This is a genomic window from Nocardia sp. CA-290969 (assembly GCF_050936135.1).
In the GTDB taxonomy this organism is placed as follows: Bacteria; Actinomycetota; Actinomycetes; order Mycobacteriales; family Mycobacteriaceae; genus Nocardia.
The window spans coordinates 3265184-3288632 of the sequence record NZ_JBNJNJ010000001.1 but is presented as its reverse complement, the minus strand read 5'-3'; the positions used below and the strand labels follow the sequence as shown (position 1 = coordinate 3288632).

Genomic DNA, 23449 nt, shown 5'->3' with positions numbered 1-23449 from the left:
CCCCTCGATGGGCTCCGAACGCGCTGCAGGTCGAACTCCTGCGCCTCGGATTCGTTTGTGGGTCAGGCCCTTACTCGTGGTCCGGAGGTGATGCAGTCCGGTAAACGAGCCCTAAGCCCATCCGGTGGAATGCTAGCGTTCTAGAGATGAATATAGTCGAGGGTGACCCACACCACAAGTACTAGAATGCAAGCATTCTGTTGAAGGACCCGGGACCGGGTGACACCGTGACGGACAACCGAGAGGATGTATTGATGAGCGTCGCCTATGACGGTGCGGGGCTGGGTGACGAGGCGGCCAGTCTGTTGGCCAACGCGCGCACTTCCGGAGCTCGTTTGTCGTCCGCGCTGTACGACATCCTCAAGACGCGCCTGATGGAGGGTCGTTACGGCGCCGGGGAGAAGATCGTCGTTGAGTCGATCCGGCAGGAGTTCGGGGTCAGCAAGCAGCCGGTGATGGATGCGCTACGCCGGCTGTCCAGCGAGAAGCTGGTTCATATCGCACCCCAGATCGGCTGCGAGGTCGTCTCGTACAGTCGGCGCGAGGTCGAGGATTTTTACACTCTGTTCGGCGGTTTCGAGGGGACGATCGCGGCAGTTGCGGCTACCCGCCGGACCGAGACACAGATGCAGCAACTGGACCTGATCTCAGCCCGCATCGACGCACTCGTCGGATCGGGCGATCCCGACGTCCGAGCCCGTGGCTACCGCGTCCATAATCGCGAATTCCACGCGATGATCCACGCTATGGCGCATTCCCGGATCATGGCAGAGACGAGCCAGCGGATGTGGGATCTCTCGGATTTCCTCATCAACACCACCGGCATCCCCAATCCGTTGGCGAGTGCGCTACCCGAACGTCAGCACGATCACCGAGAGATCATCGAGGCGCTGCGCAACCGGGACGGGGCTGCTGCGCGTAGCGCGATGGAACGCCATATCGTCGGCACCATAGCGGTCATCCGTGACGAAGCGGGGGCCGGCAGCTGATGTCATTCAGCCGGGCCGTCTGCAGCAAAGGACGAGGAAGACCACCCGCCTCCCTCGTCCTTTGTGCAGTCGGGAATGCCTCAGCTGTCCCTGGTGGAAACGGCTGTGGTGATCGCGAATCCGGCAATCCACTCCGGGATTTCGCGATAGAAGCTCGAGGTGACCCGATACGGCCCGGCCGCCCGCATGGCCGCGTACGCAGCGATCCAGGTACGCACCTCATGCGAAGAATGCCCGGCCTGCTCGACGAACCAGTCGTTTGACCAGCCGTCGAACTGTTCGAGGTCACCGGAGGCGAGGACATCGAGCAAGTGACGGTCCCATTGCGGGTTCAGCGGTTGGATCGTGCCGAGGCCGGCGGCGAAGTCGCGGCCCGCGGTGATCACGCGCCGTTCGCGGGCGTCGCGCTCCGCGGCGCTGGGATTGCGCCCATCGATCAGTCTTTCCCGAACTTCCGGGGGCGCGCTGGCGAACTGTGGAACCGGGGGATCGTGAGAGAGGCCGCCGGAGCCGACGAGCAATACCCGCTTGTCGAGGTTCGCGGCGGCCCGGCCGACCGCCTCACCGAGTAGACGTACCCGATTGACCGGACCGAGCGGCTCGGCGACGGAGTTGATGAAGATCGGTACGGTCGGTAGCGCAGTAATCGACCCGACCAACAGTTGCAGCGCTTGGGCGAACCCATGATCGACATGCATGCGTTCGGAAAATGCGATATCGACGCCGCTGGCCAGGGCCTCCCGGGCGACGGCGTAAGCGGCAGCGCGGTCGACATCGAGTGGGCCCGCTTCCGTTCCGTAGTCACCGACCGACTGGGCCGCCGCACCGACACAGAACGGCGGCAGCAGGTCGTAGAAGACGCCGTTGTAGTGGTCCGGGGCGAAGATCACGACCAGGTCGGGGGCGAACTCGGCAATGAACCCGCGCGCATGCGCGAAAGCGGCGTCGACGGCATCGATCACCTGCTGGTCCGGGTCATTGCGGCCCATCAAAGGGGAATGCGACATCGCGCACAGCGCTACGGGCATCGTTGTTCTCCTTGCATTGCCTCGTAGCCACGACCGCCCGCCGCAGGCGTGGGCGCGTGAACGGGGGAAGGACTCAGAGGTGGTTCATCGGTGGAGTACCGGCTCGGCGGGTGGTGTCTTGCGCGAGGGCACGGACACCACCCACGGCCGTGTCACTTACGGTCGAGCAGGAAATCCAGGTGCAGTTTGTTGAAGGTTCCGGCATCTTCGTACTGCGGCCAATGTCCGCAGTTCTCCATGATTGCCAGGCGCGCACCGGGGATGTGCGAGGCGATTCGTTTGGCTTCGTCGACCGGTCCGGAGGGGTCCTTGGTCGTCCACAGCACCATCGCCGGCGCGGTGATCCCTTCGAGCGTGGCGTCGGTGATCATATTGCGGGCACGGGTTACCGGATCCTGCAATGCCATGTTCATCCGGCATGCCTCGAGCCAGTCGGGCTGCTGGAAGATCGCCTGGCGGGTTTTGATCAGATCGTCGGTGACCATGGCCGGGTCGGCCATCAGCCATTCCAGGCGCGCCTTGACCCGTTCCCAGCTCGGGTCTTTCGCCGCCTCCATCGACAAGGTGTAGAGGCGCTCCATCACCTTCGGGTTGGCCATCGTGCCACCCATGGTGTTCAGCACGATCCGCTCCACTTTCTCCGGGTGGTCGTGTGCGAATTGGGCAGTGACCCAACCGCCGAGGGACTCACCGGAGAAAGAGGCTTTGTCGACTCCGATCGCGTCCATGAAATGGAGAACATGGTCGATATAGTGCTTGATCTCGAGGGGATGGTCCGGTTTGCTGCTGTAGCCGTGGCCGATGAAATCTATCGCCCATACCGAGAAATGCTCTGCGTGCACAGCAAGATTGCGGACGTAAGCTTCGGCGTGGCCGGTGATGCCGTGCAGGAGGATCAGTGCGGGCTTGGAAGTATCTCCCGAGTGCAAGTACCGGGTTCGGTACGGGCCGGCCTGGAGGAAGCCTTGGCTGAACTCGACCTGGGCCAGATCGGACCAAACGCTAGTGAACGGTTGCGTGCTCATTTTCTGCTCCTTGCTCATGGAAAACGGATGCTTCCGCGGCGGAAGCCTGGGCATCCTCGGCATCGAGCGCTCGGTCGAGGATCGAGGACAGCGCGTTGCGCAGCTGCCCGGTCGCGTTGTGCTCGTCCCAGGTGGCAGCGCCTTGACGCCATGCGACATAACCATCGGGACGCACGAGGACAGCACCGGCCTCGTGTACCTCACGGACCTGAGCCCACGCGCAGTAGGGGTCCTCGGTGCCTTTCGCGCCTACGACGACCACATCGAGGAACGGCAGCTTCATAGAGTCCGCCGCGGCCGTCCAGGCGGTGCCTGCGAGCCCGGTGACCAGGGTGAATCTTCCCTTACCGGTGACATCGAGGGTGGAAATCCGTCGACCCTGCTCATCGACCAGCCAGGCGTGCGGGATTTTCGCGCCCGGACGGGTGCTCGGCTGTAGATAGAGTTCACGGTCGCGTAGCCACTGCTCATCTCCGGCGTCGGGATCAGGGATCACGGCCTGCGAGGAGTAACGCTGGTTGAGTTCGACGCCTTGGGCGTTGAACTCGTAATTCTTCAGCTGCACCGCCTCGACCAGCGCCTTCCGTACCTCGACACCGGCCGGGCCGGGATCGCGGAGTTTGGCCAGCCCCGCCGCGACCGGGTCGGCCTGGCCTTCGGTGCGGAAGCAGGCATTGAGCGGACCGTAATCGATTCGGGACTGGTTGGCGCGAGCGACGATCTGCTCACCTACAGGCTGACGTTCGGGAGAGTAGGACTCGAGCAGGCCCGGCCCGGCGTAGCCCTTGATGACGTAGGCGAGCTTCCAGGCGAGGTTGAACGAATCCTGGATCGAGGTGTTCGATCCGAGACCGCTACTCGGTGGATGGCGGTGCACCGCATCTCCGGCGCAGAACACCCGACCTGACGAATAGGTCTTGGCGTAGGCCTGATTGACATGCCAGGTGGAGGTGGAGCGGATCTCGATCTCCAGCTCCGGATCACCGACAAGGGTTCGAATCTTGGCGATGACGTACTCCGGGTCGAAATCGGGTTCGCCGTCGTCCATGTTATAGCCCCACCCTGCGATCCAGGTGTCCCAAGGACGGATGGCGCGCAGCAGCCCCATCCCGATCTCACCGAAATTCGCGCTGGGGGTCATGATCCAATGCAGAATGCTTGGCCGGTGCTCCACGTATTTGCTGAGATCCGCCTTGAACAGGACGTATGCTGTTGCGGCCCGGCCCATTCGACCCTCGATCTCGAGCCCGATCTCGTCGGCGATCGCGGAGCGTGCGCCGTCTGCGCCGATGAGGTATTTGGCGCGGACGCTGTACTCGCGGCCGGTCAGTAGATCCCGCAGGGTGGCGGTGATGCCACTGTCGTCCTGGACATGGGAGAGGTATTCGGTGTTGAAAGCCGATGTCGCTCCGCGTTCGGTCGCGTTCTTGAACAGCACGGGCTCCATGTAGAGCTGCGGTATGTCGAGTAGTCCGCACGGGCTGCCCTTGATGTAGTCGCCGATACGATCGTCGCCGGTGCCCCATGTGCGCACGCGGGCGATTTCGTCGCCGGCCAGGCTGGTGGTGAACAGCGTGTCACCCATCAATTCCCAGGGGGTGGCGTACTTCGCGGCTTCTTCTTCCACGCCCAGATCACGCAGTACCTCGACAGTCCGCTGATTGGTGATGTGGGCTCGCGGGGTGTTCGCCAGCCAGTTCCACCGGTTGACCAGGTGGACCTTGACGCCATAGGTAGCCAGTGCAAGCGCTGCGGCGGATCCGGCGGGGCCGGTGCCGACGACCAGAACGTCGGTCTCGAATGTGGGGGTCTCGTGGTCGGTCATATCGGTAATCACTTCACTAGTCGAGGGTTTGCAGATCAGTGGCTGTGCGTGCCAGAGGCGAGCCAGGGGACGCTGTGCTTGCGGGCGGAACCGCTACCGAAGAAGCCGTCTGATCCCGGATGAGCTGGCCGGCGGCGCCTTTGCGGCCCCAACCGCCCGGCAACAGGATGACGGAGATGATCGAGATGGCCGATACAACCATCAGGTAGACAACGATGGCGTCGCTGGACTGTGTCGACGAGTAGAGAGCTGCGGCGATCGTCGGTGCGAACGCGGAGCCAGCGAGCTGGGACAGGGTGTAGCCGGTCGAGACGCCGCTGTAGCGGACGTCCGCGTCGAACACCATCGTGAACAGAGATCCGGTCACGCCCGCGGCAGGCGCCATCGCGATGCCGAAGATCAGCACCTGGGCGAGCATGAACAGCCAAGGGTTGCCGGTGTTGATCAATGCGAACGCAGGCCCGATGAGCACGCCCATCAGCACGGCGCCGAGCAGGTACATGGTCTTGCGGCCAAAGGTATCGGAGAGCGATCCGAATACCGGATAAAGAACCACCGCGAGGAGGCCGGCCACGAAGACGCCGGCCAGGGCGGACGTGCGGTCGATACCTGCGACGCTGGTGCCGTAGGAGACGAGGTAGGCCATGCAGATGTAAGCGAAGACGCCCTGGGACAGGTAGGTGCCCGCAACCAGCAGGATCTCTTTCCAATGCTTACGAAACGCCTCGGCGATCGGCATCCGTACTACGGCGCTGGTCTCCTTGACTGCCGCGAAGTCCGGGCTTTCGGCCAGGGATAGGCGGATGAACAGGCCGATGATGATCAGGACCGCGCTGAACAAGAACGGCAGTCGCCAACCCCAGGAGAGGAACTGCTCGTCCGGTAGCTGGGATACGGCGAAGAAAGCCAGCGTGGCGATACTGGTGCCGGCTGGTGCGCCCATTTGGGAGAAAGATCCGAAGAACCCTTTTCGTGCGTTGGGTGCGTGTTCGACCGCCATCAAGGTCGCTCCGCCCCATTCGCCGCCGACGGCGAACCCCTGCACCATGCGCAGTACGGTCAACAGGATCGGTGCGGCGGCCCCGATGGTGGCGTAGGTGGGCAACAAACCCATCAGCATCGTTGCGACGCCCATCCCGACCAGTGAGAACACGAGCATCTGTTTGCGGCCGAGCCGGTCTCCGAAGTGCCCGAATACGATGCCGCCGAGTGGGCGGGCGATGAACCCGACGCCGAAGGTGGCAAACGAAAGCAGGACCCCGATCGCGGGCGATGCGTCGGGGAAAAACAGCTCCGGAAACACCAGCGCAGCGGCTGTGCCGTAGATGAAGAAGTCGTAGTACTCGACTGTGGTACCGATGAAACTGGCCATCGCCACCCGCAACGGGCTCGTGCGTGCCGTCGAGCCGGCGTTTTTGATGCTCACGGCAGGATCGCTCCGATCCGCTCGCCGGTCGACCCGATGAACGTCAGGGCCGATGAGGAGGAGACGGTCATCACGGCCGCTCCTTTCTGCTGGGACTGCTACGTCGCAGTCACTGGAATGCTAGTCGTCTAGTAGTTAAGCTAGCGCGGCCAGTCGAGTGATGCAAGTCTCTTCCGGAGGGCCGGCGGGGCTGGGTCACTCTGCCGCGGTGCGTCGGGCCCGCGTGAATATGCCCGGAATATGGGTGTCGGGCGGAGGTGGCCGACATCAAATGCTCCTACAACACCCCGAATATACTTCGCTGGAAAATTAGGCTGGCACGGGAGGGTCCTGGCGAGGGTCACGACGCTCGACCGCCTCGTTTGCCGGGCCGGTAGCAACCGGATCGATTAGAGGAAACGCCACTGGGATCCGTCCCACCAGAGGTCCGTGTCGAGTCCGGCTTCGGCCGAGATCTCCTGGACATATGTCCCGACTTTTCTGCCGAGCTCGTCATCGCCGTAGATCTTCGTGACACTGTCGGCCTCGATATGAGCCGGGATGAAACCCGCCGAGTGCACCCCGGCGCGACCGGCGGCGATCTGCGCCACCATCGTCATGCGCGACTCGGTCGAGAAGGGGTAGTTCGTCACGGTGCCGTCCGGCACGTTCTGGGCCAGGATGGGGGAGCGGCGCGGTGGAGTCCGGTTCTTGCCGGAAGGTTTCTGGGGGTCACCGTCGTCGGGGTACGCGGTGATGAAGTGATTGACCCCATGAAAAATGGGTCTGCCGTGATAGACCTCGACGCCGCGCAACATGTGCGAGTGGTGGCCGATGATGACATCGGCCCCGGCATCGATCGCCGCGTGGCAGAGTGGTCGCTCATAGGCGGCGAGTTCCGCTCGCGTGATGATCATGCCTTTGTGTATTGCCACGCAGACCACGTCGACCTGCGATTTGAGGGTGCGAATGTCGTGCTCCATCTCGCGTAGCGAGTCGGGGTCGACGAACGTGTAGGCAGTGCCGTGGCTGCCGGGCGACGACAGTTCGAGCTGGTAATGGGTCAGGACGCGGATCGGGGCCCCGCCCGCCTTACTGAGCGTGGCCCACGATTCTCGCGGCCCCACCGAGTTGTAGCTGAGGAACCCCAGCCGGACGCCCGCGCGGTCGACGATCACCGGACGGCGAGCTTCGTCGATAGTCAAACCGGCGCCGACGGTGACCATACCGCTCCTCTCGGCGGCGTCGATCGTGTCGATGATTCCGTAGGGTCCCTGGTCGAAGGTGTGGTTATGCGCGAGGGTGAGAACGTCGAACCCCGCAGTGGCCAGCTGACCGATGTTCTCGGGAGGACATCCTGGGGCCGGGAGTTCCGAGGAACAGACCCAGCCCCGGTTGGTGTGCGGCCATTCGAGGTGGCCGACCGCGAGGTCGGCGTGGTTCAGAACCTTCGAGATGTCGGTGAGGTGCGGGCGGACATCGTCGAGGCCGAGAATGAGATCCCCGACGAAGACCACCGACACCGCCGCCCGGTCGTGTACCTGGGTGTTCATCGCTCTCCATTTCCTGGGTAGTGGGGCGCCGGGACGCTCGCATTGTTCGAACACGGCGCCGGCCGTTTGCCGGTGAAGGATGAGATGCCGGCCGAAGATTTGAGATTTCCCCTTCTCCTCCGCGCTACCAGGCCACCGCGGCGGCGGCATCCGCCGGGTCGGTGAGGAGTCCGTACTGCATCATGAGGTCGGGAACGCGCTGGACTTCGGCGTGGCTCAGGTCGGCGACGTAGTCCGGTACGGCCACCCGTGAGGCCTGCTCCTCGTCGAGGCCGGTGTAGGTGGGGAGTACTTTTCGGACTTTCTGTTCGTTGCTGTTGGCAAGATCCACCGCTTCGGCGAGTGCCTGCTGGAAAGCGTCGCGCGTTCCAGCATGCTGATCGAGCCACCGCTCGGATGCGGCAATCGCTGCACTCGGCAGATCGTGGGTGACGCCGGTGAATGCATCGTGGATACGCACCAGGCCGGCGTCCTCGGCTTGCAAAGTCAAAGGCGAGTTCACGAAGATGAAGTCAACCTGCCCCGAGGTGGCTGCGGAGATCAGGTTGGGGAGCGGGACCTGTACTTTCTCGATATCGCCGGGTGAAAGATTCACCTCGTCCAGTGCGGCGGCAGTTGCCAGCTCGGCCACCGAACCCGATCCCACGATCCCGAAGCGCTTGCCTTTCACCTGCGACAGATTCGTGATTCCGCTGTCAGACGCGGCGTAGAGGCCTGCCTCCTCGGACGAGGAGATGCTGATCGGTGTCGCTACCGCGAGCGGCAGATTGTTGGCTCGGCCGGAGAATAGCGTAACCAGATTCACGATGCCGAGATCGGCTGAGCGGGATTGGAGCGCAGCCGCCACGGCCGAGCCGCCTTGCCCTACCGATAGTTCGACGTCGAGGCCGTGCTCGGCGAAAATACCTTCTTGTTCGGCAAGGTAGAGCGGTGCGGCATCCACCACGGGGTTGACCATGACGCGTATCTTGCCGGGGCCCCCGGGGGTTTCGGGGCCGCCTCCCGAGCATCCGGACAAGGCGAGAACTGCGGCAGCCAGAATGCCTACAGTCGTCATGATGGGGCGATATGTCATCGCGAAGCACCTTCTTTGGTCTTCTCTGCCAGGATCAGTTGATGTACTCGTGAGCGGGACGTGAGGAACTCGGGCCGGGATTTGGTTGTCATCTGGTCCCTCGGATAGGGGAGGTCGATCGATAGTTCTTCCAGCACAGTCGACGGCCGGCGGGACATCACCAGGACGTGATCGGACAGGAAGACGCTTTCGTCGATATCGTGAGTCACCGAGACCACGCTCATGTCCCGGGATTCACGAATACGCAGAGTCAAGTCCTCCAGCTCGGCGCGGGTCTGCGCATCGACAGAGGCGAAAGGCTCATCCATGAACAGCAGCCGCGGTTCCGTGATCAGCGCGCGGGCGATCGCGACGCGCTGCTGCATACCACCCGACATCTGCCACGGGTATTTCTTTGCCATATCCTGCAATCCGACCAAGTCGAGTGCATCCATGGCGAGCGTGCTGCAGTCGCGGCGTGAAAGTTTCGAGTTCTTCAGTGGAAAAACGACGTTCGCAAGCGCAGTCAACCAGGGATAGAGTGATCGGCTGTAGTCCTGGAAGACGACGCTGATTCCTTTGGGGACACCGGAAATTCGCTGTCCGTCGAAATGAATGTCACCCGAGGTCGGTGTCAGCAGGCCGGTGAGGCACCGGAGTAGTGTCGTCTTGCCGGCGCCGGATGGTCCGACTATGGCCATGGCGTCCCCGGCGTGTAGCGCGAACGATACGTCGTCGATGACGTGCAGGGCGCCCGCGCCCTTGCCGAATGTGTGCGAGAGCTTGCGGACATCGAGAATGGGCTCGGGGTCGTGGCTATTCACTGACAGATCTCCACTTCTTGTGCCATCCGAGCAGGAGATCTTCCGCCAGAATGATGAGCGCATTGAGCAAGAGGCCACAGACGGCCAGAACGGACAGAGTGGCCCAGAGGCCTGGAACGTCGAAGGTCGACTGGTAACGGGCGGCGAGCGCCCCCAAGCCACCGCTACCACCCAGCATCTCGGCGGCCACGGTCATGATCAGTGACAGGGATAATGCAACCCGAAGACCGGCGAAGATGTTCGGCATGGTGGCGGGGAGCAGGACCGACCACAGCCGGGTTGCCCGGGACTGACGTGCGACTCGGTAGACGTCGACGTACCGAGGTTCGATCCGGGATACTGCCGCTGCGGTGTTCAGCAGGATCGGCCAGACACAGCCCACGGTAACCACCGCGATACGCATATCCGTGCCCAGGCCCATGATCGTGATGAATATGGGAATCAACGCCACGCCGGGGATGCTGCGCAGTAGTAGGAAAGGGAGAGTGGAAATCTCGTCGATGGCCCGGACCGAACCGACGAGCACACCGACCCCGATACCGACTACGGCCGCTATCAGCCACGCCAGTCCCGCAGTGAGGAAGGTCTGCCCGATCGCCGTCAGCCCGCCATCGGAGAGGGCGGCGCGCGTGGCTGTCCCGCCGAGCCATTCTTCGTGCAACCGCTCGACGATCTGTTGCGGCGTGGGGAGGAAGAACAGGTCGGCGTGCTCGGCATAGGCCTGCCAGGTCGCGAGCACCGCGACGATGACCACGGCGGCACCGACTGCACCCGGCAGCGCGCGAACGATGCGGGTATTCACGGGTTTCTCCTTGTAGCCCACGGTGTGAGAGATCGCGCGATCACATCGCAGGCCGACCCGAGCGCGATGCCGAGTAGGCCGGCGACCAAGGCGGTACACCACAGCACGCCCATATCGCCCATACTGGTCGCGGTGATGAGAACGCCACCCATTCCACGCTGGGCGGTCGATAGGTATTCGGCGGCGATCACGATGACAAGGGTCAGTGGGACCGCGGTCCGGACGCCGGTGAGCACCGACGGCAGGAGCGAGGGCAGCACAACCCTGACGAGCCGGCTCAGGCGTGAACAGCCCATTGCCCGGGCGGCGTCCAGTGCCACCGTGTCGACGTCTCGCACTCCGTAGGAGGTGTTGAAGAGAATGGGCCACCAGGATCCGAAGGCCGCGATGGCGACTTCCATGGTCACACCTTGTCCCAGCATAAGAATGGCAACCGGGATCAAGGCGAGTGCGGGGATCGGTCGAATGACCTCCAGCGGCGCGCCGAGTGCGGTCGCCAGGAACCGGCTCGATCCCATGACCAGCCCGAAAATCACTCCGCCGACCAGTGCCAGCGCCACCGCGACTGCCACCGAGAGGACGGTTTCACCGACGGCGCCGGCGAATCGGTCACCTGCGACGAGTTCGAGTGAACCCGCCGCCAGCTCCATGAGGCCCGGGACGCCCCAGGAATCCTTGCCCCACACCGACGCGGCCTGAACGAGCGCCGCCAGTAGGCCGAGGCCTACGAGCGCCAGTGTAATCCGGCGCGTCCGCCCGGGGATTTCACGCTTCGAGTCAGTCCGATTGCGGCTTCGGGCGCTGCCGGTGGGCACGGTCACAACATTCATCGCTGCTACTGAGCCGGTACGACGGCCAAAGGTGTCGAGGACGGACCGAACTCCAGCCAGTCGGCCATTTTGACCTCGCCGGCCAGCTCGAACGAGTCGGTCTTGGAGAGCAATGCATCGACGGCGACCTTGAGTTCCAGGCGGGCAAGGGATGCGGCCGGGCATCGATGCGGACCGCGCCCGAACGCGATGTGCCTGTTCGGCATTCGATCCATATCGAACTCGTGCGGGCGCTCGAACACATCTTCGTCGCGGTTCGCCGAGGGGAAGATCATGGTGATGGGTTCCCCCGCGGCTATCTTGCGGCCACGAATCTCGACATCGTGCTTGGCTGTCCGGGCGAAGACGCGATAGGGGGCGTACAGCCGGAGGAACTCCTCCAAGGCGTCGGGAATGCGGTCGGGGGTCGAGCGTAACCGATTCTGCAACTCCAGATCCCGGGCCAGATGCGTGGCGATGCTGCCGAGCACTGCGCCCGGCGCGGCTTGGGAGGCCGAGAGGAACTGACGAATACTGGCCACCACCATGTCCTCGGGAATGGCTTCGCCACGTTCCCCTGCGAGCAGGAGTGCCGAGACGAGGTCCTCATCGGGATCTTGCAGGTCCTCTCGGCGAACCGCGACAATTTCCTTGGCGATGTCGTATAGGCGGTCGCTCGCCTCGACGATCCGCGGCTTGTCCATAGCCGTCTGAGCGCGGTAGTACTGCACCTGGACCTCACGCGAGCGCATCATCATCTCCATCGGGAGTTTGAGGATGAGCCCGAACGCACGGGCCGCGAAGTACTCCGCGAAGTCGAGCGTGAAGTCGAACTGTCCGCGCGCGATCAGTGGATCGAGTAGTTCGTCGGCGTATTGCCGTAGCTGCGGCTCCAGCAGGCCCGTGCGGCTCTTGCGGAATACCTGAGTGACCGGATTTCGGTAGGTTTCGTGCTCGGGGGGATCGAAGTGCAGGGGCGGTCGCTTGCCACGGTTGCGTGTCGCGGGAGGGACGACGTTCTTGTCGGCGGTGCTGAAGGTCTGGTACTCCGTTTGCACCCGCACGATGTCCTCGTACTTGAACAGCGCCCAGAATCCGCCGAACGCTTCGCTGCGCGCTACCGGGCACTGCTTTCGCAGCTCCTCGTAGTAGACGTGCGAATTGTCGAACGTCTCTTTGTAGTGAGGGTTGAACTCACTGACGGCTTCGGACTGAGTCACTGTGCCTCCCAGATCTTTTGCGGTCCACGGTCGTGAGGCGACCGCCGAAGGGCGCGTGATGCGCTTCACAGAAGGATCACATACAGCGTGACGAACGTCAACCGCTATGTGATTAATGGGGTGGTGGGCCTGGACTGGAGAAGCGAAAGGCACCCTGTAAAGATGAACCGCATGGAGGCGATGAACGGATCGCAGCAGTTGCTGATGTCGATCCTCGGCAGCTACTTCATGGGGGTGAACTCCGTGATCCCCTCGAGCTTCTTCGTATCGGCCCTGGGGGACTTCGATCTCAGTGAGACGGCGACCAGGAATGCCGTGAGCCGTGCAGCGAGACAGGGATTTCTGGTGCCGTCACGGCACGGTCGCCAGACCTTCTACGCGCTGTCCGCCACCGCCCACGAGCGGCATCAATACCGTTTGAAGCAGATTGTCGACTACGGTCGTGAATCGCCTTCCTGGGACGGCCAGTGGACAATCGTCACCTTCTCGGTCGAGGAAGCTCAACGCAACCTTCGGCACCAGCTCCGCCAGCATCTGCGTCAGCTCGGATTCGGGCTGCTGCACGACGGTGTCTGGGTGGTACCGCGTGCGGTCGATCAGGGCGCGCTGTCGCATCTGCTCGCCATCGGAGTTCCGAGGCTGACAGTCTTCAGCGGACCGATGAAAACAGGAGGATCTCCTGCCGGCGATCCGATGACGGCGTTCGCGGTGGAGGAGATGCGAGCGAAGCTCGAGGTGTTCAGTAAGCGAGCGGCCGATATCGTGGATGCGCTGGAGAACGACTCGATCCCGCCGACGATCGCGCTGCGGTTGCGGGTCGAGATACTTCGCGACTGGCGTGTCCTGGGTGACAGCGACCCGAAGTTGCCCGGAGAATTGCTGGGCGAGGATTGGCCGCTGCGCACTGCCCGAGGCTTGTTCGAGAGGGTGTACGACGAACTCGCTCCCGCGGCGGAAGAACGCCTTCGTCGCCATTTGAGCAGCTGTGCGCCTGAACTGGTGGAATCGATCGGTTCTCTGAGTACCGCCGAGGTTGCCGCACTGGAGCTGGCGGACTCGGTGACGTAGGGATCCGCCGACCTGTGATCGGTCGGCGGATCCCTGGACTGCTCGCAAAACCGCAGGCACTGCCGGGGCCGAGGAGCAGCCGACAGACCCCTGCGTTCAGGGTGCCGTCACCGTGCGGCGACGGTCGTTACGCCGAATCCGGCGATGTACTCCGGAATCGGCCGGTAGAAGGTGTACTCGGTCCGATAGTCGCCGGCGGCCGCCATCGCCGCGTAGGAAGCGACCCATGTCCGGACCTCATGGGACGAGTTGCCGGCCACTCGCGTCATCTCCTCTGCGGTCCACCTCTCGACCGTGTCGAAGTCGCCGCGAGCCATCAGATCCATGAATCTCTTGTCCCATTCCGGTGCGAGTGGCTTCGTGCCCTGGCTGCCGGCGGCGAACTCCTGTGCGGCGGTGATGACTCGGTCCTGCCTCGCCTGGCGACCCTCGGGCGACAAATTACGCCCCGCCCCGAGCAAGTTGTCGAGCATCTGTCCGTCAGCGGTCGCGAGTTGGGGTACCGGGGGTTCATGGGATAGCCCGCCGGATCCGAGGACCAAAACCCTCCTGCCTGCCAATTCTTCGGCGACGAATCGGCCCACTGCCGTACCGAGACGCCGGATCCGCCGCATCGGGGCGAACGGGGGTGCCACCGCGTTGATGAATATCGGGATGACCGGCTTGGCTGTGATATCGCCGAAGAGGATCTCCAGCGGCTGGACAGCACCGTGATCGATACTCATCCTCATCGACGCGGCGATGTCGATATCGGCGTCGAGAATGGCCTCTGTCAGTTGCCGGGCAACCTGGGTATCGACATCGAGTGCCCCGGCCTGGCTGTCGAAGTCGCCGATCGCGGTGGCTTCGTGGCCGAGGCAGAACGGCGGCATGACGTCGTAGAAGAATCCGTTGTAGTGGTCAGGGGCGAAGTTGATCACCAGGTCGGGATCGAATTCCGCCGCGAACTTCCGGGCCGCACCGAAAGCGGTTTCCACTTGCGCCTTGACATCGGCGGGCGGATCCACGAACTCGAGCAGGGGAGAGTGCGACATTGTGATTGCGGCAATAGGCATAGCCATGGTCCTTTCGGTCGGATCAGGCCCCGAGAAGGAAATTCAAGTGGAGGCGGTCGAAGGTCGCGGTGTCCTCGTACTGCGGCCAGTGACCGCAGTTCTCCATAACGGCGAGCTGAGCGTTAGGGATCAGCGACGCGATGCGCCGGCCCTCGTCGACCGGACCGGACGGATCCTTTGTCGTCCACAGCACCATGGCCGGGACTTGGATGGAGCGCAGTTCGTCATCGGTGAGCATGTTCCGCTGTCGCACGTCCATCTGCTGGAGGACCATGTTCATCCGGCAGGCCATTTCCCAGTCGGGCTGCTGGAAAATCGCCTGTCGCGTTTTGATCAGGTCCGCCGTCACCATCGTGGGGTCGGCCATGAGCCACTGCAACCGGGCCTCGACTCGCTCCCAGCTCGGATCTTTCGCGGCTTCCATCGACAGGTTGTACAGCCGCTCCATGACCGCGGGGTTGGCCATGGTGCCGGCCATGGTGTTCAGCACGATCTTCTCGACGCGGTCGGGGTGCTGGGCTGCGATGCGGGCAGTCACCCATCCGCCCAGAGATTCGCCGGTGAAGTAGGCCTTCTGGACTCCGAGTTCGTCCATGACGGAGAGGATCTGGTCGACGTAGTGGTTGATTTCGAGGGGGTGCTCGGGTTTCGTCGAGTATCCGTGACCGATGAAGTCCAGCGCCCAGCACGAGAAGTGCTCACTGTGTGACCGGAGGTTGCGTACGTATGCTTCGGCGTGCCCGGTGATGCCGTGCAGCATGAGCAGGGTCGGCTTGGAACGGTCCCCGGCGTGCAGGTACCGGGTGCGGTAGCCGCCGGCCTCGAGGTAGCCCTGCTCGAAGGGGAGTGTGGCCAGGTCGGACCAGACGCTGGTGAAGCCGTTGGTGGTGCTCACGAGATGAGTTCCTTACTAGCGGAGGGAAGTTCGGTGCCGAGTACGGTGGACAGCGCCTGTCGGAGCAGCTGTTCCGCCTCGTCGGCGTCGTGGGGGGCACGGGTGCATCGCCATGCGATGTAGCCATCGGGCCGGACGAGTAGCACGCCGGCCTCGTCGAACTCGCGTACCGAGTGCCAGTCTCCGTACAGGTCTGCGCATTCGGGTGCACCGATCACGACTGTCCGGAGGAAGGGGGCAGCCAAACGATTCGCCGCCGCAGCCCAGTCCGCTCCGGCGAGACCCGTGACCACCGACATCTTGCCCGAGCCGACGGTGTCGAGTGTGGAGATGCGCCGCCCCTCGCCGTTGACCAGCCATGCGTGTGGCAGCTTGGCCCCCGGGCGGGTGCTGGCCTGCAGGTACAGCTCGCGATCGCGTGGCCACTGCTCAACCGGCGACGACGGATCCGGGATCACGGCCTTGGATTCGTATCGCTGATTGCCCTCGACACCTTGGGCGTTGAACTCCGAGTTCTTGATCTCGAGTGCACGGTAGAGCGCGGCACGTGCAGTCGCCCCTTCGGGGGTGTGCGATCGGAGCTTGGCCAGGCCGGCCGCGACCGGATCCTCTGCGCCATCCACGTGGAAGGCCGCTCTGATGTGCGCGTAGTCCTTGCGTGACTGGTTGGCGCGGGCCACGATCTGCTCACCCACTGGCACTCGTTCGTCCGAATAGCTGTCCAGGAGGGAGGAGCCTGCCCAGCCGTGCACGGCGTATGCCAGCTTCCACGCGAGATTGAACGCATCCTGCATACACGTGTTCGAGCCCAATCCGGAACTCGGTGGATGGCGGTGTACGGCGTCACCTGCGCAGAACACCCGTCCCCGGTGGTACAGCTCGGCATGCTGCTGGTTCACGTACCACGTCATAGTGCGGGCGACGTCGAATTCCAGTTCGGGGTCGCCGACAAGAGTGCGGACCTGCGACTTGATGAATTCGTCGCTCAGATCGGGTTCGCCCTCGGTCACATCGAAGCCCCAACCCATGATCCACTGATCCCAGGGACGGATCGCGCGGAAGGTGGCCATGCCGATCTCACCGAAAGACGCCGTGGGATTCATGATCCAGTGCAGGATGCTCGGGCGGTGTGCCACGTGGGCGGAGAGGTCGGCGTCGAAGAGGATGTACACGGTGCCTGCCCTGGCCATCTCGCCGACAATCGGAAGGTCGAGCTGTTCGGCGATCGAGGAGTTGGCGCCGTCGGCGCCGACCAGATAGCGAACGCGTTGAACGAACTCATGTCCGTTCCGGCGGTCGCGTAGCGTCACGGTGACACCGTCCGAGTCTTGCTCGTGTGAGAGGTACTCGGTGTTGAACGAGACCCGGGCGCCGCTGGCTGCTGCATTGCGGACCAGGATCGGTTCCATCACCGTCTGCGGAACGTCGAGCATGCCGCAGGGACTCGCCTGGAGGTAGTCGCCGTAGCGGCGGTCGCCGGTTCCCCAGGTACGGAGCCGAGCTATCTCCGGGCCGGTGACGCTCGTGGTGAACATCGTGTCGCCCATGTACTCCCAGGGAGTGGCCACGGCTTTGACTTCGTCTTCCACCCCGAGATCGCGAAGCACCTCCATCGCACGCTGGTTGGTGATATGGGCGCGTGGTGTGTCGGCGAGCCATCTCCATTTGGTGATCATGTGCACCGATACGCCGGCTCGTGCGAGTGCCAGGGCTGTCGTGGCTCCAGCGGGTCCGGTTCCGACGACGAGGACATCATCGTCGTACTCGTCCTTCATGGGATCTCACTTCCTAACTACTTTTCCAGAAAAATACTAAACTAGTTTTCCAGCGAAGTGAAGTAGCTCACCAGGAAAGTAAACTGTGGATGTGGATACGATCGAACAGGCGCGACGGCAGTGGGCGCTGCGGTTTCCGGAGCTGGATGTGCGGCCGCTGGACATTTTCGGGCGGGTGCGCAGGATCGGCTCGGTGCTCCAGTCCCTGTCCGACGAGGTGCTCGAGTCGTACGGAATAACCCGCGCCGACTTCGACATCTTGTCGGTTCTCGGTCGGTTCGGGCGCGCGATGACTCCCACCGAGATCGCCGCGGAGACGGTGACGTCCGCCCCGGGCACAACCAAGCGGATCAAACGGCTCGTCGATGCGGGCCTGATCGTCCGTCTTCCCAACCCACAAGACGGACGAGGAGCGCTCATCTCGCTGTCCGCGGAGGCGGAGGCGTTTCTCGAGCCGGTTCTCCAGGCCATATCGCGACTGGAAAATGAGTACCTGGCGCAGTTGCCACCCGGGGCGATCGACGCACTACGTGTGCACCTGACGTCCCTGTTGGAATGCCTCGAAGACAGCGAGCGCGCCCTCCGTGTCCTCGGCACCCGCTCCTGAGGGTTGTGAACATCGTTGCGGCGGTTCACTGCGGAGGATCGGTAAAAGGCCGCGGAGGGGCGAAGGCTGAAATGTTAGAATGACAGTTATGTGGGAGCTGTACGCGCTTCGTGTCGGCGAGTCTTTGGCTCCATGTGAAATGCTCAGCCACGGTGCGGGCGCGGAATTGCGCGTCGCGCCGATCGTCGTCTGGGTGTTGCGCCGCGGCGGCACGATCATCCTCTTCGACACGGGCGGGCCGACCGCGGAGGAGGTCGCTCGGAGTCGGCCCGGGCTCGTGTACCGCCGCACGAACGAGGAGCATCCGATCCTGGCGCTCGCCGCTCTCGACGTGAAACCCGACGACGTCTCGCTTGTGGTCTGCTCGCACCTGCACTGGGACCACTCGTCGAACAACGACCTTTTCGAGCGGAGCAGACTGCTGGTCCAGGATTCGGAATGGCGCGCCGCGCAGCAACCGCCCGCCGGTCACGCGGGTGCCTACGGGTCGCCGGATGACGAAAGCCCGCCGGGATGGTGGCGGGCACGATCATCGACCGATCGTGTCTCCGGCGACGTGGAGTTACTGCCCGGCGTCGAATTGCTGCACCTACCCGGCCATACGCCGGGTAGTCAAGGGCTGGTGGTGGAGACGACGCAGGGCGCCGTCTGCCTCGCGGGTGACCTCGTCCCGCTGGCAGCGAACATGCGCTCCACCCCGCCTACACTTCCCGGCATCACCAGCTCGCGTGACGCCGCGGTGGCGAGTCTTCGCGCAGTCGGTAGGCGCCGTGCGAAAGTCATGGGTTCCCACGATGATTCGATTTTCACGGGCGGAGCGACGGTCGCGAAGATCGCCTGAGGCCGCGGACGGTGCCGGGCGAGCACGTCACGCGATCGCGGACGCCTCGATGAGGTCCGCGATCGCGCGAACATGCGCGGTCATCAGCTTCCCGGCCCGGGCACTGTCCTGCGCTTCCAGCGCGTCCACGATCGCACCGTGGTCCTTGTGCTGCCGGACGGCGCCTTCCCGGACCTGGTTCATCTCGGGAAGCGATCCGAGCAGGAAATCACTCAGATCCCACATACGCTGACTCTGGATGGATATGAGCCGGGAGTTCGCGAGCTGGTGGACGCGGGTGTGGAACTCGCGATTGGCTCGACGCAGCTGCGCCCCCTCGACCTCCCGGTCGAGAAGCGCACGGATGGCCCGGGCATCTTCCGGCCTGCAATTCTGGGCGGCTGCTTCGGCGGCTGCACCTTCGTATCCCGCCAGGACGCGATAGAACATCACGAACTCCGCGCGCGAGTACTCGGCGACGATGGTCCCGATCTGAGGCTGGATATCGAGCAATCCATCCGCGGCAAGGGTCCGGACTGCTTCGCGCACGGGCTGTTTGCTCGACCTGAACTCGACGGCGAGCTCGTCGATCGGAATCCTGTCACCGGGTTTGTAGTGACCATCGAGGATACGCTGTTTCACCTGCGCATAGACACGACCGGACAACCGGCCGGCAGTGGAGACGAACTCCGTGGGCATCGACACCTACCTACCGCCGTGATCGCGTTTTGTCCGGACGCGCAATTTTACACCGCGCCGGCTTCGCGCAGCTCACGCAGCCTGCCCGCATCCAGACCGAGCAGTTCGGTCAACACGGAGTCGGTGTGCTCACCAAGCGCCGGCGGCGTGCGATCCAAGCCGATCGTGGCGCCGGAGAAGGAGATCGGGATGCCCGGACCGTGCAGCGCGATCTCCTGCGGATACGCCGGATGGTCGAGGCGTGTGGTGTCGCCCCGCCGGACCGCCGCTGCGTCCGCTACCGCAGTCTGGGGCTCGCGCACGTCACCGGCCGGCACACCGAAGGTGTGCAACTCGGCCACTGCTTCGGCGGTGGTGAGTCCGGACGTCCACTCTTCGATCGCGGCATCGAGCGCCGTGGAGTTCTCGACACGGGCGTCACGAGTGGCGAAACGAGGGTCCTCGACGAGGTCGGCCTGCCCCATCGCGGCGAACAGCCCGCGAGCGAAGGCATCGAGTGGCGCGCAGATCACTACGTGTCCGTCCTTGGTCCGGTAGTTGCCGAAAGGGGCCAGCCTCGGCATGCTGGCCCCGGTCCGGAGCGGGATTCCGAGATGCTCCATTGCCGCCCACGGCTCGACCGACACCAGAGATGTCAGCGCGCCGAGCATCGACACATCCAGGTGCTGTCCGACACCTGTCCTGCGCGCTTGATGCAGAGCAGCGAGCACACCGATCACCCCGAACAGTGGCGCCGCGAGGTCGGCAATGGGAAATCCGACCCGAACCGGATCGTCCTCCGGCGTGCCCGAGGTGAGCATCGCACCGCTCATCGCCTGGATGATGGAGTCCATCGCCTTGGCACTCGAGGGCGCATCTGATCCGAAACCGCTGATCGAGCAGTAGACCAGAGCAGGATTGACCGCGCGCACCGCGTCGTAATGCAGTCCGAGCTTCTCCATGGTGCCGGCGCTGAAGTTCTGGACGAGTATGTCCGCCTTCTCGGCGAGACCGAGCAGTAGCCCTTTGCCTTCGGCGGACTTCAGATCGATGGTCACCGATTCCTTGTTGCGCATACGGCTCATGGCTGCCAGGGACATATCGTCGGGGTGTTTCCGACTGAGCGCGACGCCGTCCCTGCCGCAGTACGGCGAGTTCTCCCGGGCGGCGTCACCGCCTCGGGGGTTCTCCACCTTGATCACCCGGGCGCCGAGGCCGGCCAGTAGCAGGGTGGCGTAGGGCCCGGACAGGGCGAGTGTCACGTCCAGGACGACAACTCCTTCCAGCGGTCTGGGCGCGGACTGAGGTCGGGCGCCCGTGTCGGTTGGATGAGCCATGCGTATTCCGTTCTCTCGGGCTGGAACGGGACGGGGGTCCCGTAAGTGAATGGGTACGAGCAGCGACCGTCGAGGCGACTGGCCGTTTCCGGGTGTCTGTGGCCGCCGAGCTCCTGGGAGGGGATGAGCTCGGCGGCCGCAGTGGGTGGTCGAACGGTGTCAGCGCGTCAACAGTCTGTTTTCGATGAACTCCTCCATCGCCTGGTGCTGTGCGTCGGCGTCCCAGAGGCGTTCGTCGACCGTGTTGGCGTGAATGACATGGACAGGCACACCCGCGCGTTCCAGAGCCAGCCTGGAGAAGTTGGCCGCCGTAGCCTGGGCGCGGTCTCCTTCCGAAATCAGAAGTACGGCACCGTCGATGCGGAAATCCTGGGCCTTCTGGACCACGTACTCGTTCATCCAGCCCGGTAGGTGTAATTGTTCGTTCACGCTGAGGTGCCGGGCGGCGAGCGCACGGAACGGATCATCGTCGAAGTAGCGGCGGTAGCCGTCCGCGACGAAGTCCGTGTACATCGACCAGACGAATACTGCTCCGTACTTCTCCTCGAACGCGCGATAGAAGTCGGTATTGAACCAGAGGCCGTTGTTCAGCCACATCAGGCGGAGCTTCTCACCGGGGCAGATGGCCACGCCGTCGTCGATCCGGGCCCGCACCTCGGCCTGATAGGTGCGGGCGTGGTCGATCGACCACTGGGATCCGCGGTGCCACGTCGGGGTCATGACATTCGGGAGCTGGTCTTTCAGCGAGACCGGCAGACGCTCGGCGGTGGCGATCAGGTCGGCTGTCTCCCGGACGATTTCGCCCAGTTCATTCGTCAGGTGCATCTGGTGCCGCAGCTCGGTGTAGTCGAAGGTCTTGCCGCTCAGCGTCTCCAGCACCCGGACCAGGCTCTCCAGCTGGTCTACCTGGTGGTCGAGCCGGTCGGAGCCGAAAAACTGTTCCCAGTCGTGCTGATTCGCGTTCCACCAGTTGCCGCCGAGCTCGGCTACGGAGGTGCAGTCGATGGCGTAGTGGGGGACACCGAACGCATTTGCCCACTGCTCGAAGATGCGCTGACTGAAGTCGCCACGAAACCGGGACAGCAGGAGCAGTGGAGTGGGCAGGCCGCCGTACGGTGCAGCTGACGGATCGTCGTCGAGCGTGCTGAAGAGGGGAAGGCTGACATATCGGGCGAGGCGTTGGTGATATCCCATCCGGTTGGCCAGCTCGAAATAGCGCGGCGAGAGCTTCTTCGCCGCGATGATGCTGGAATACCAGACAGTCGACACCGCCGGTATATCCATCACGTGGGCGATCTCCAGTGGTGCGGCACCATCGGCGATGATGTATGGCTCGCCGTTCTCCATCGAGCGCCGGCGGAAGTCGGCAAACCACGCCTTCTGTTTCTCGGCCGCAAGCAGGGAGCTGTCGAGGCGGCCGGGCACCTGGCGCGGAGACAAGGTATCGGAGGTCATGCGGTCATCTCCTCGGGGTCGAACGCGGTGGTAGTCCCGGCCGTACCCGCGGCCAGGCTTTCGACGAACGGCGCGAGTGCCGTCCGCAGGCGCTGGGTATCGGGCTGGAAGTAGGGCTGATACGGGAGATAGCAGGAGTGAACGCCTGCCTCGTCGAGCAGCTTCTTCTGCGCCGGGTAGTCCCAGCCGAGGGTGTCGTCATTCTCTTCGAGGAAGAACACGACACCGTCGACTCCGGCATCGGCCACCATGTGCATGAAGATTTCGTCCTGGCGGCTCTGGGGGTAACTGCGAGCGCTCGGGCTGTCGAACTGGTAGTGATGGGTCAGGGCTTCGATCGGTCCGCCATCGCCTACCTCGATGGTGTGATCGAATGCGCGCTCGCCGGTCGGATGGTCGTCGGCGACGATGGACGCTCCCAGTTCCTCCAGGACGGTGTAGACCTCGAGCGAGTCGTGCTGGGTGCCTTTCACCATGATGCGCGGCCCGTGGGTCCGCCCATTCGCGGGGGCGGCGCCGCGTTCGCGAACGAGCGCATCCACGGCGTCCGCATGCTCGCGCGGATCCATGCCGCCGACGGCTCGCGCCGTGCGGAGCAGGTCGCTGCCGCTGACGACGTCCGGGCGGTTGCGGCGCATGTCGTTCAGTTCGCGCAGTGACCGGCGGCTGCGATTCACGGTTTCGATTCCGCTGCGGAGATCGTTCTCGCCGACCGGGCGGCCGCTGAGCTCTCCGATCCGGTGCCGGAGCGCTTCGACCTGTGCGCGTACGTAACGACCGCTGTGCCAGAACGGAGTCTGGAGAACGTCGAAGAGGTGGATGGCAGGAAACCGGCGGTCCGGTTCCCATTTCCGTGCTTCGAGTAGGTAGTAGTAGAGCTGGAGGTACGCCTCCGTGCTTCGCGGTATCACCAGCAGGTCCAAGAAATCGAAGTCGCCTTCGAGGATTCTCGAGAAGATGCTTCGGACGTGACCGTCGTGGAAGTCTTCCATATAGGTATCGCCGGCCACGGGTGACCGATCAGGTGCACCGCGGACTTCGAATGCGAATGCGCCGGCTGCGGCGATCAGTTCGCGGGGAACGTTGTTCGATACGTAACCCACCACCACACCACCGGAGTCGTGGTGACGTCGGGCGGCGAGTTCGGGCACGGTCCACGCTGTCGCCAAGGCGTCCGTGGGGGGTTCGACCCGTTCAGTCATTGGACTTTGATCCTTCCGCTAAC

At 63.8% G+C, this 23449-nt stretch carries 21 protein-coding genes; 4 read left to right on the top strand and 17 right to left on the bottom strand.

What is annotated here, in order from left to right:
* The first annotated feature begins 254 nt into the window (after positions 1 to 254).
* A complete protein-coding gene (locus tag ACQEVO_RS14820) occupies positions 255 to 989 on the top strand; it encodes a GntR family transcriptional regulator (protein WP_432913319.1) in 735 nt (244 codons plus the stop codon).
* 80 nt (positions 990 to 1069) lie between these two features.
* Here the strand turns inward: ACQEVO_RS14820 and ACQEVO_RS14815 are convergent, their stop codons facing one another.
* The 10 genes from ACQEVO_RS14815 to ACQEVO_RS14770 form a co-directional block, all read right to left on the bottom strand.
* Positions 1070 to 2017 (bottom strand): 3-carboxyethylcatechol 2,3-dioxygenase, encoded by a 948-nt coding sequence (locus ACQEVO_RS14815; RefSeq protein WP_432913317.1) that lies wholly within the window; start codon positions 2015 to 2017, stop codon positions 1070 to 1072.
* Between the two features lie 152 nt (positions 2018 to 2169).
* Positions 2170 to 3042 carry an alpha/beta fold hydrolase gene (locus tag ACQEVO_RS14810; RefSeq protein ID WP_432913315.1) on the bottom strand — a complete coding sequence of 291 codons (873 nt, stop codon included), beginning with the start codon at positions 3040 to 3042 and terminating at the stop codon, positions 2170 to 2172.
* Positions 3020 to 4867 carry an FAD-dependent oxidoreductase gene (locus ACQEVO_RS14805; RefSeq protein WP_432913313.1) on the bottom strand — a complete coding sequence of 616 codons (1848 nt, stop codon included), beginning with the start codon at positions 4865 to 4867 and terminating at the stop codon, positions 3020 to 3022. Before ACQEVO_RS14805 ends, ACQEVO_RS14810 begins: the two co-directional genes overlap by 23 nt.
* A 16-nt stretch (positions 4868 to 4883) precedes the next feature.
* Positions 4884 to 6239, bottom strand: coding sequence for an MFS transporter (locus ACQEVO_RS14800; protein WP_432922683.1), 1356 nt, complete (start codon positions 6237 to 6239; stop codon positions 4884 to 4886).
* A gap of 443 nt (positions 6240 to 6682) precedes the next feature.
* Positions 6683 to 7825 carry a CapA family protein gene (locus ACQEVO_RS14795; RefSeq protein ID WP_432913311.1) on the bottom strand — a complete coding sequence of 381 codons (1143 nt, stop codon included), beginning with the start codon at positions 7823 to 7825 and terminating at the stop codon, positions 6683 to 6685.
* Positions 7826 to 7949: 124 nt separating this feature from the next.
* Complete coding sequence (locus ACQEVO_RS14790; RefSeq protein ID WP_280400049.1) at positions 7950 to 8783, bottom strand: ABC transporter substrate-binding protein; 834 nt, start codon at positions 8781 to 8783, stop codon at positions 7950 to 7952.
* A gap of 113 nt (positions 8784 to 8896) precedes the next feature.
* Complete coding sequence (locus ACQEVO_RS14785; protein WP_432913309.1) at positions 8897 to 9703, bottom strand: ABC transporter ATP-binding protein; 807 nt, start codon at positions 9701 to 9703, stop codon at positions 8897 to 8899.
* Positions 9696 to 10505 carry an ABC transporter permease gene (locus ACQEVO_RS14780; RefSeq protein WP_280400051.1) on the bottom strand — a complete coding sequence of 270 codons (810 nt, stop codon included), beginning with the start codon at positions 10503 to 10505 and terminating at the stop codon, positions 9696 to 9698. Before ACQEVO_RS14780 ends, ACQEVO_RS14785 begins: the two co-directional genes overlap by 8 nt.
* Positions 10502 to 11191 carry an ABC transporter permease gene (locus tag ACQEVO_RS14775; RefSeq protein ID WP_432913307.1) on the bottom strand — a complete coding sequence of 230 codons (690 nt, stop codon included), beginning with the start codon at positions 11189 to 11191 and terminating at the stop codon, positions 10502 to 10504. The genes ACQEVO_RS14780 and ACQEVO_RS14775 overlap by 4 nt, the downstream gene beginning before the upstream one ends.
* Positions 11192 to 11340: 149 nt before the next feature.
* On the bottom strand, positions 11341 to 12534 hold the full coding sequence (locus ACQEVO_RS14770; protein ID WP_280400053.1) for a cytochrome P450: 1194 nt from the start codon (positions 12532 to 12534) through the stop codon (positions 11341 to 11343).
* Between the two features lie 87 nt (positions 12535 to 12621).
* Here ACQEVO_RS14770 and ACQEVO_RS14765 point away from each other — a divergent pair, with 87 nt between their 5' ends.
* Positions 12622 to 13602, top strand: coding sequence for a PaaX family transcriptional regulator (locus ACQEVO_RS14765; protein WP_432913305.1), 981 nt, complete (start codon positions 12622 to 12624; stop codon positions 13600 to 13602).
* Between the two features lie 107 nt (positions 13603 to 13709).
* Here ACQEVO_RS14765 and ACQEVO_RS14760 read toward each other — a convergent pair whose 3' ends face one another.
* The 3 genes from ACQEVO_RS14760 to ACQEVO_RS14750 are packed head-to-tail and all read right to left on the bottom strand — an operon-like array spanning position 13710 to position 17327.
* Positions 13710 to 14657, bottom strand: coding sequence for a 3-carboxyethylcatechol 2,3-dioxygenase (locus tag ACQEVO_RS14760; protein WP_432913304.1), 948 nt, complete (start codon positions 14655 to 14657; stop codon positions 13710 to 13712).
* Between the two features lie 22 nt (positions 14658 to 14679).
* Complete coding sequence (locus ACQEVO_RS14755; RefSeq protein ID WP_432913302.1) at positions 14680 to 15552, bottom strand: alpha/beta fold hydrolase; 873 nt, start codon at positions 15550 to 15552, stop codon at positions 14680 to 14682.
* Positions 15549 to 17327, bottom strand: coding sequence for an FAD-dependent monooxygenase (locus tag ACQEVO_RS14750; protein ID WP_432913300.1), 1779 nt, complete (start codon positions 17325 to 17327; stop codon positions 15549 to 15551). The genes ACQEVO_RS14755 and ACQEVO_RS14750 overlap by 4 nt, the downstream gene beginning before the upstream one ends.
* Before the next feature lie 91 nt (positions 17328 to 17418).
* Here ACQEVO_RS14750 and ACQEVO_RS14745 point away from each other — a divergent pair, with 91 nt between their 5' ends.
* Entirely contained in the window at positions 17419 to 17934 is a 516-nt protein-coding gene (locus tag ACQEVO_RS14745; RefSeq protein ID WP_280399742.1) for a MarR family winged helix-turn-helix transcriptional regulator, read from the top strand.
* A 79-nt stretch (positions 17935 to 18013) separates the two neighbouring features.
* Complete coding sequence (locus ACQEVO_RS14740; protein WP_432913298.1) at positions 18014 to 18775, top strand: N-acyl homoserine lactonase family protein; 762 nt, start codon at positions 18014 to 18016, stop codon at positions 18773 to 18775.
* Positions 18776 to 18802: 27 nt separating this feature from the next.
* On the opposite strand, the gene ACQEVO_RS14735 is transcribed toward ACQEVO_RS14740, so the two are convergent.
* The 4 genes from ACQEVO_RS14735 to ACQEVO_RS14720 form a co-directional block, all read right to left on the bottom strand.
* Positions 18803 to 19453 (bottom strand): GntR family transcriptional regulator, encoded by a 651-nt coding sequence (locus ACQEVO_RS14735; protein ID WP_280399744.1) that lies wholly within the window; start codon positions 19451 to 19453, stop codon positions 18803 to 18805.
* Positions 19454 to 19500: 47 nt separating this feature from the next.
* On the bottom strand, positions 19501 to 20769 hold the full coding sequence (locus ACQEVO_RS14730) for a CaiB/BaiF CoA transferase family protein (protein ID WP_280399745.1): 1269 nt from the start codon (positions 20767 to 20769) through the stop codon (positions 19501 to 19503).
* 159 nt (positions 20770 to 20928) lie between these two features.
* Entirely contained in the window at positions 20929 to 22224 is a 1296-nt protein-coding gene (locus tag ACQEVO_RS14725; protein WP_280399746.1) for a 2-hydroxyacyl-CoA dehydratase family protein, read from the bottom strand.
* Positions 22221 to 23426: a 2-hydroxyacyl-CoA dehydratase subunit D gene (locus ACQEVO_RS14720; RefSeq protein WP_432913295.1), complete on the bottom strand. Its 1206-nt coding sequence runs from the start codon at positions 23424 to 23426 to the stop codon at positions 22221 to 22223. Before ACQEVO_RS14720 ends, ACQEVO_RS14725 begins: the two co-directional genes overlap by 4 nt.
* Between the last annotated feature and the right edge of the window lie 23 nt (positions 23427 to 23449).

What these genes read in the sequence shown, in the direction of transcription:
- ACQEVO_RS14730 (WP_280399745.1), bottom strand. Translation starts at nt 20,769, where the DNA reads ATGGCTCATCCAACCGACACGGGCGCCCGACCTCAGTCCGCGCCCAGA.
- ACQEVO_RS14810 (WP_432913315.1), bottom strand. Translation starts at nt 3,042, where the DNA reads ATGAGCACGCAACCGTTCACTAGCGTTTGGTCCGATCTGGCCCAGGTC.
- ACQEVO_RS14820 (WP_432913319.1), top strand. Translation starts at nt 255, where the DNA reads ATGAGCGTCGCCTATGACGGTGCGGGGCTGGGTGACGAGGCGGCCAGT.
- ACQEVO_RS14805 (WP_432913313.1), bottom strand. Translation starts at nt 4,867, where the DNA reads ATGACCGACCACGAGACCCCCACATTCGAGACCGACGTTCTGGTCGTC.
- ACQEVO_RS14790 (WP_280400049.1), bottom strand. Translation starts at nt 8,783, where the DNA reads ATGGTCAACCCCGTGGTGGATGCCGCACCGCTCTACCTTGCCGAACAA.
- ACQEVO_RS14795 (WP_432913311.1), bottom strand. Translation starts at nt 7,825, where the DNA reads ATGAACACCCAGGTACACGACCGGGCGGCGGTGTCGGTGGTCTTCGTC.
- ACQEVO_RS14740 (WP_432913298.1), top strand. Translation starts at nt 18,014, where the DNA reads ATGACAGTTATGTGGGAGCTGTACGCGCTTCGTGTCGGCGAGTCTTTG.
- ACQEVO_RS14815 (WP_432913317.1), bottom strand. Translation starts at nt 2,017, where the DNA reads ATGCCCGTAGCGCTGTGCGCGATGTCGCATTCCCCTTTGATGGGCCGC.
- ACQEVO_RS14735 (WP_280399744.1), bottom strand. Translation starts at nt 19,453, where the DNA reads ATGCCCACGGAGTTCGTCTCCACTGCCGGCCGGTTGTCCGGTCGTGTC.
- ACQEVO_RS14720 (WP_432913295.1), bottom strand. Translation starts at nt 23,426, where the DNA reads ATGACTGAACGGGTCGAACCCCCCACGGACGCCTTGGCGACAGCGTGG.
- ACQEVO_RS14725 (WP_280399746.1), bottom strand. Translation starts at nt 22,224, where the DNA reads ATGACCTCCGATACCTTGTCTCCGCGCCAGGTGCCCGGCCGCCTCGAC.
- ACQEVO_RS14760 (WP_432913304.1), bottom strand. Translation starts at nt 14,657, where the DNA reads ATGCCTATTGCCGCAATCACAATGTCGCACTCTCCCCTGCTCGAGTTC.
- ACQEVO_RS14800 (WP_432922683.1), bottom strand. Translation starts at nt 6,239, where the DNA reads ATGGCCAGTTTCATCGGTACCACAGTCGAGTACTACGACTTCTTCATC.
- ACQEVO_RS14750 (WP_432913300.1), bottom strand. Translation starts at nt 17,327, where the DNA reads ATGAAGGACGAGTACGACGATGATGTCCTCGTCGTCGGAACCGGACCC.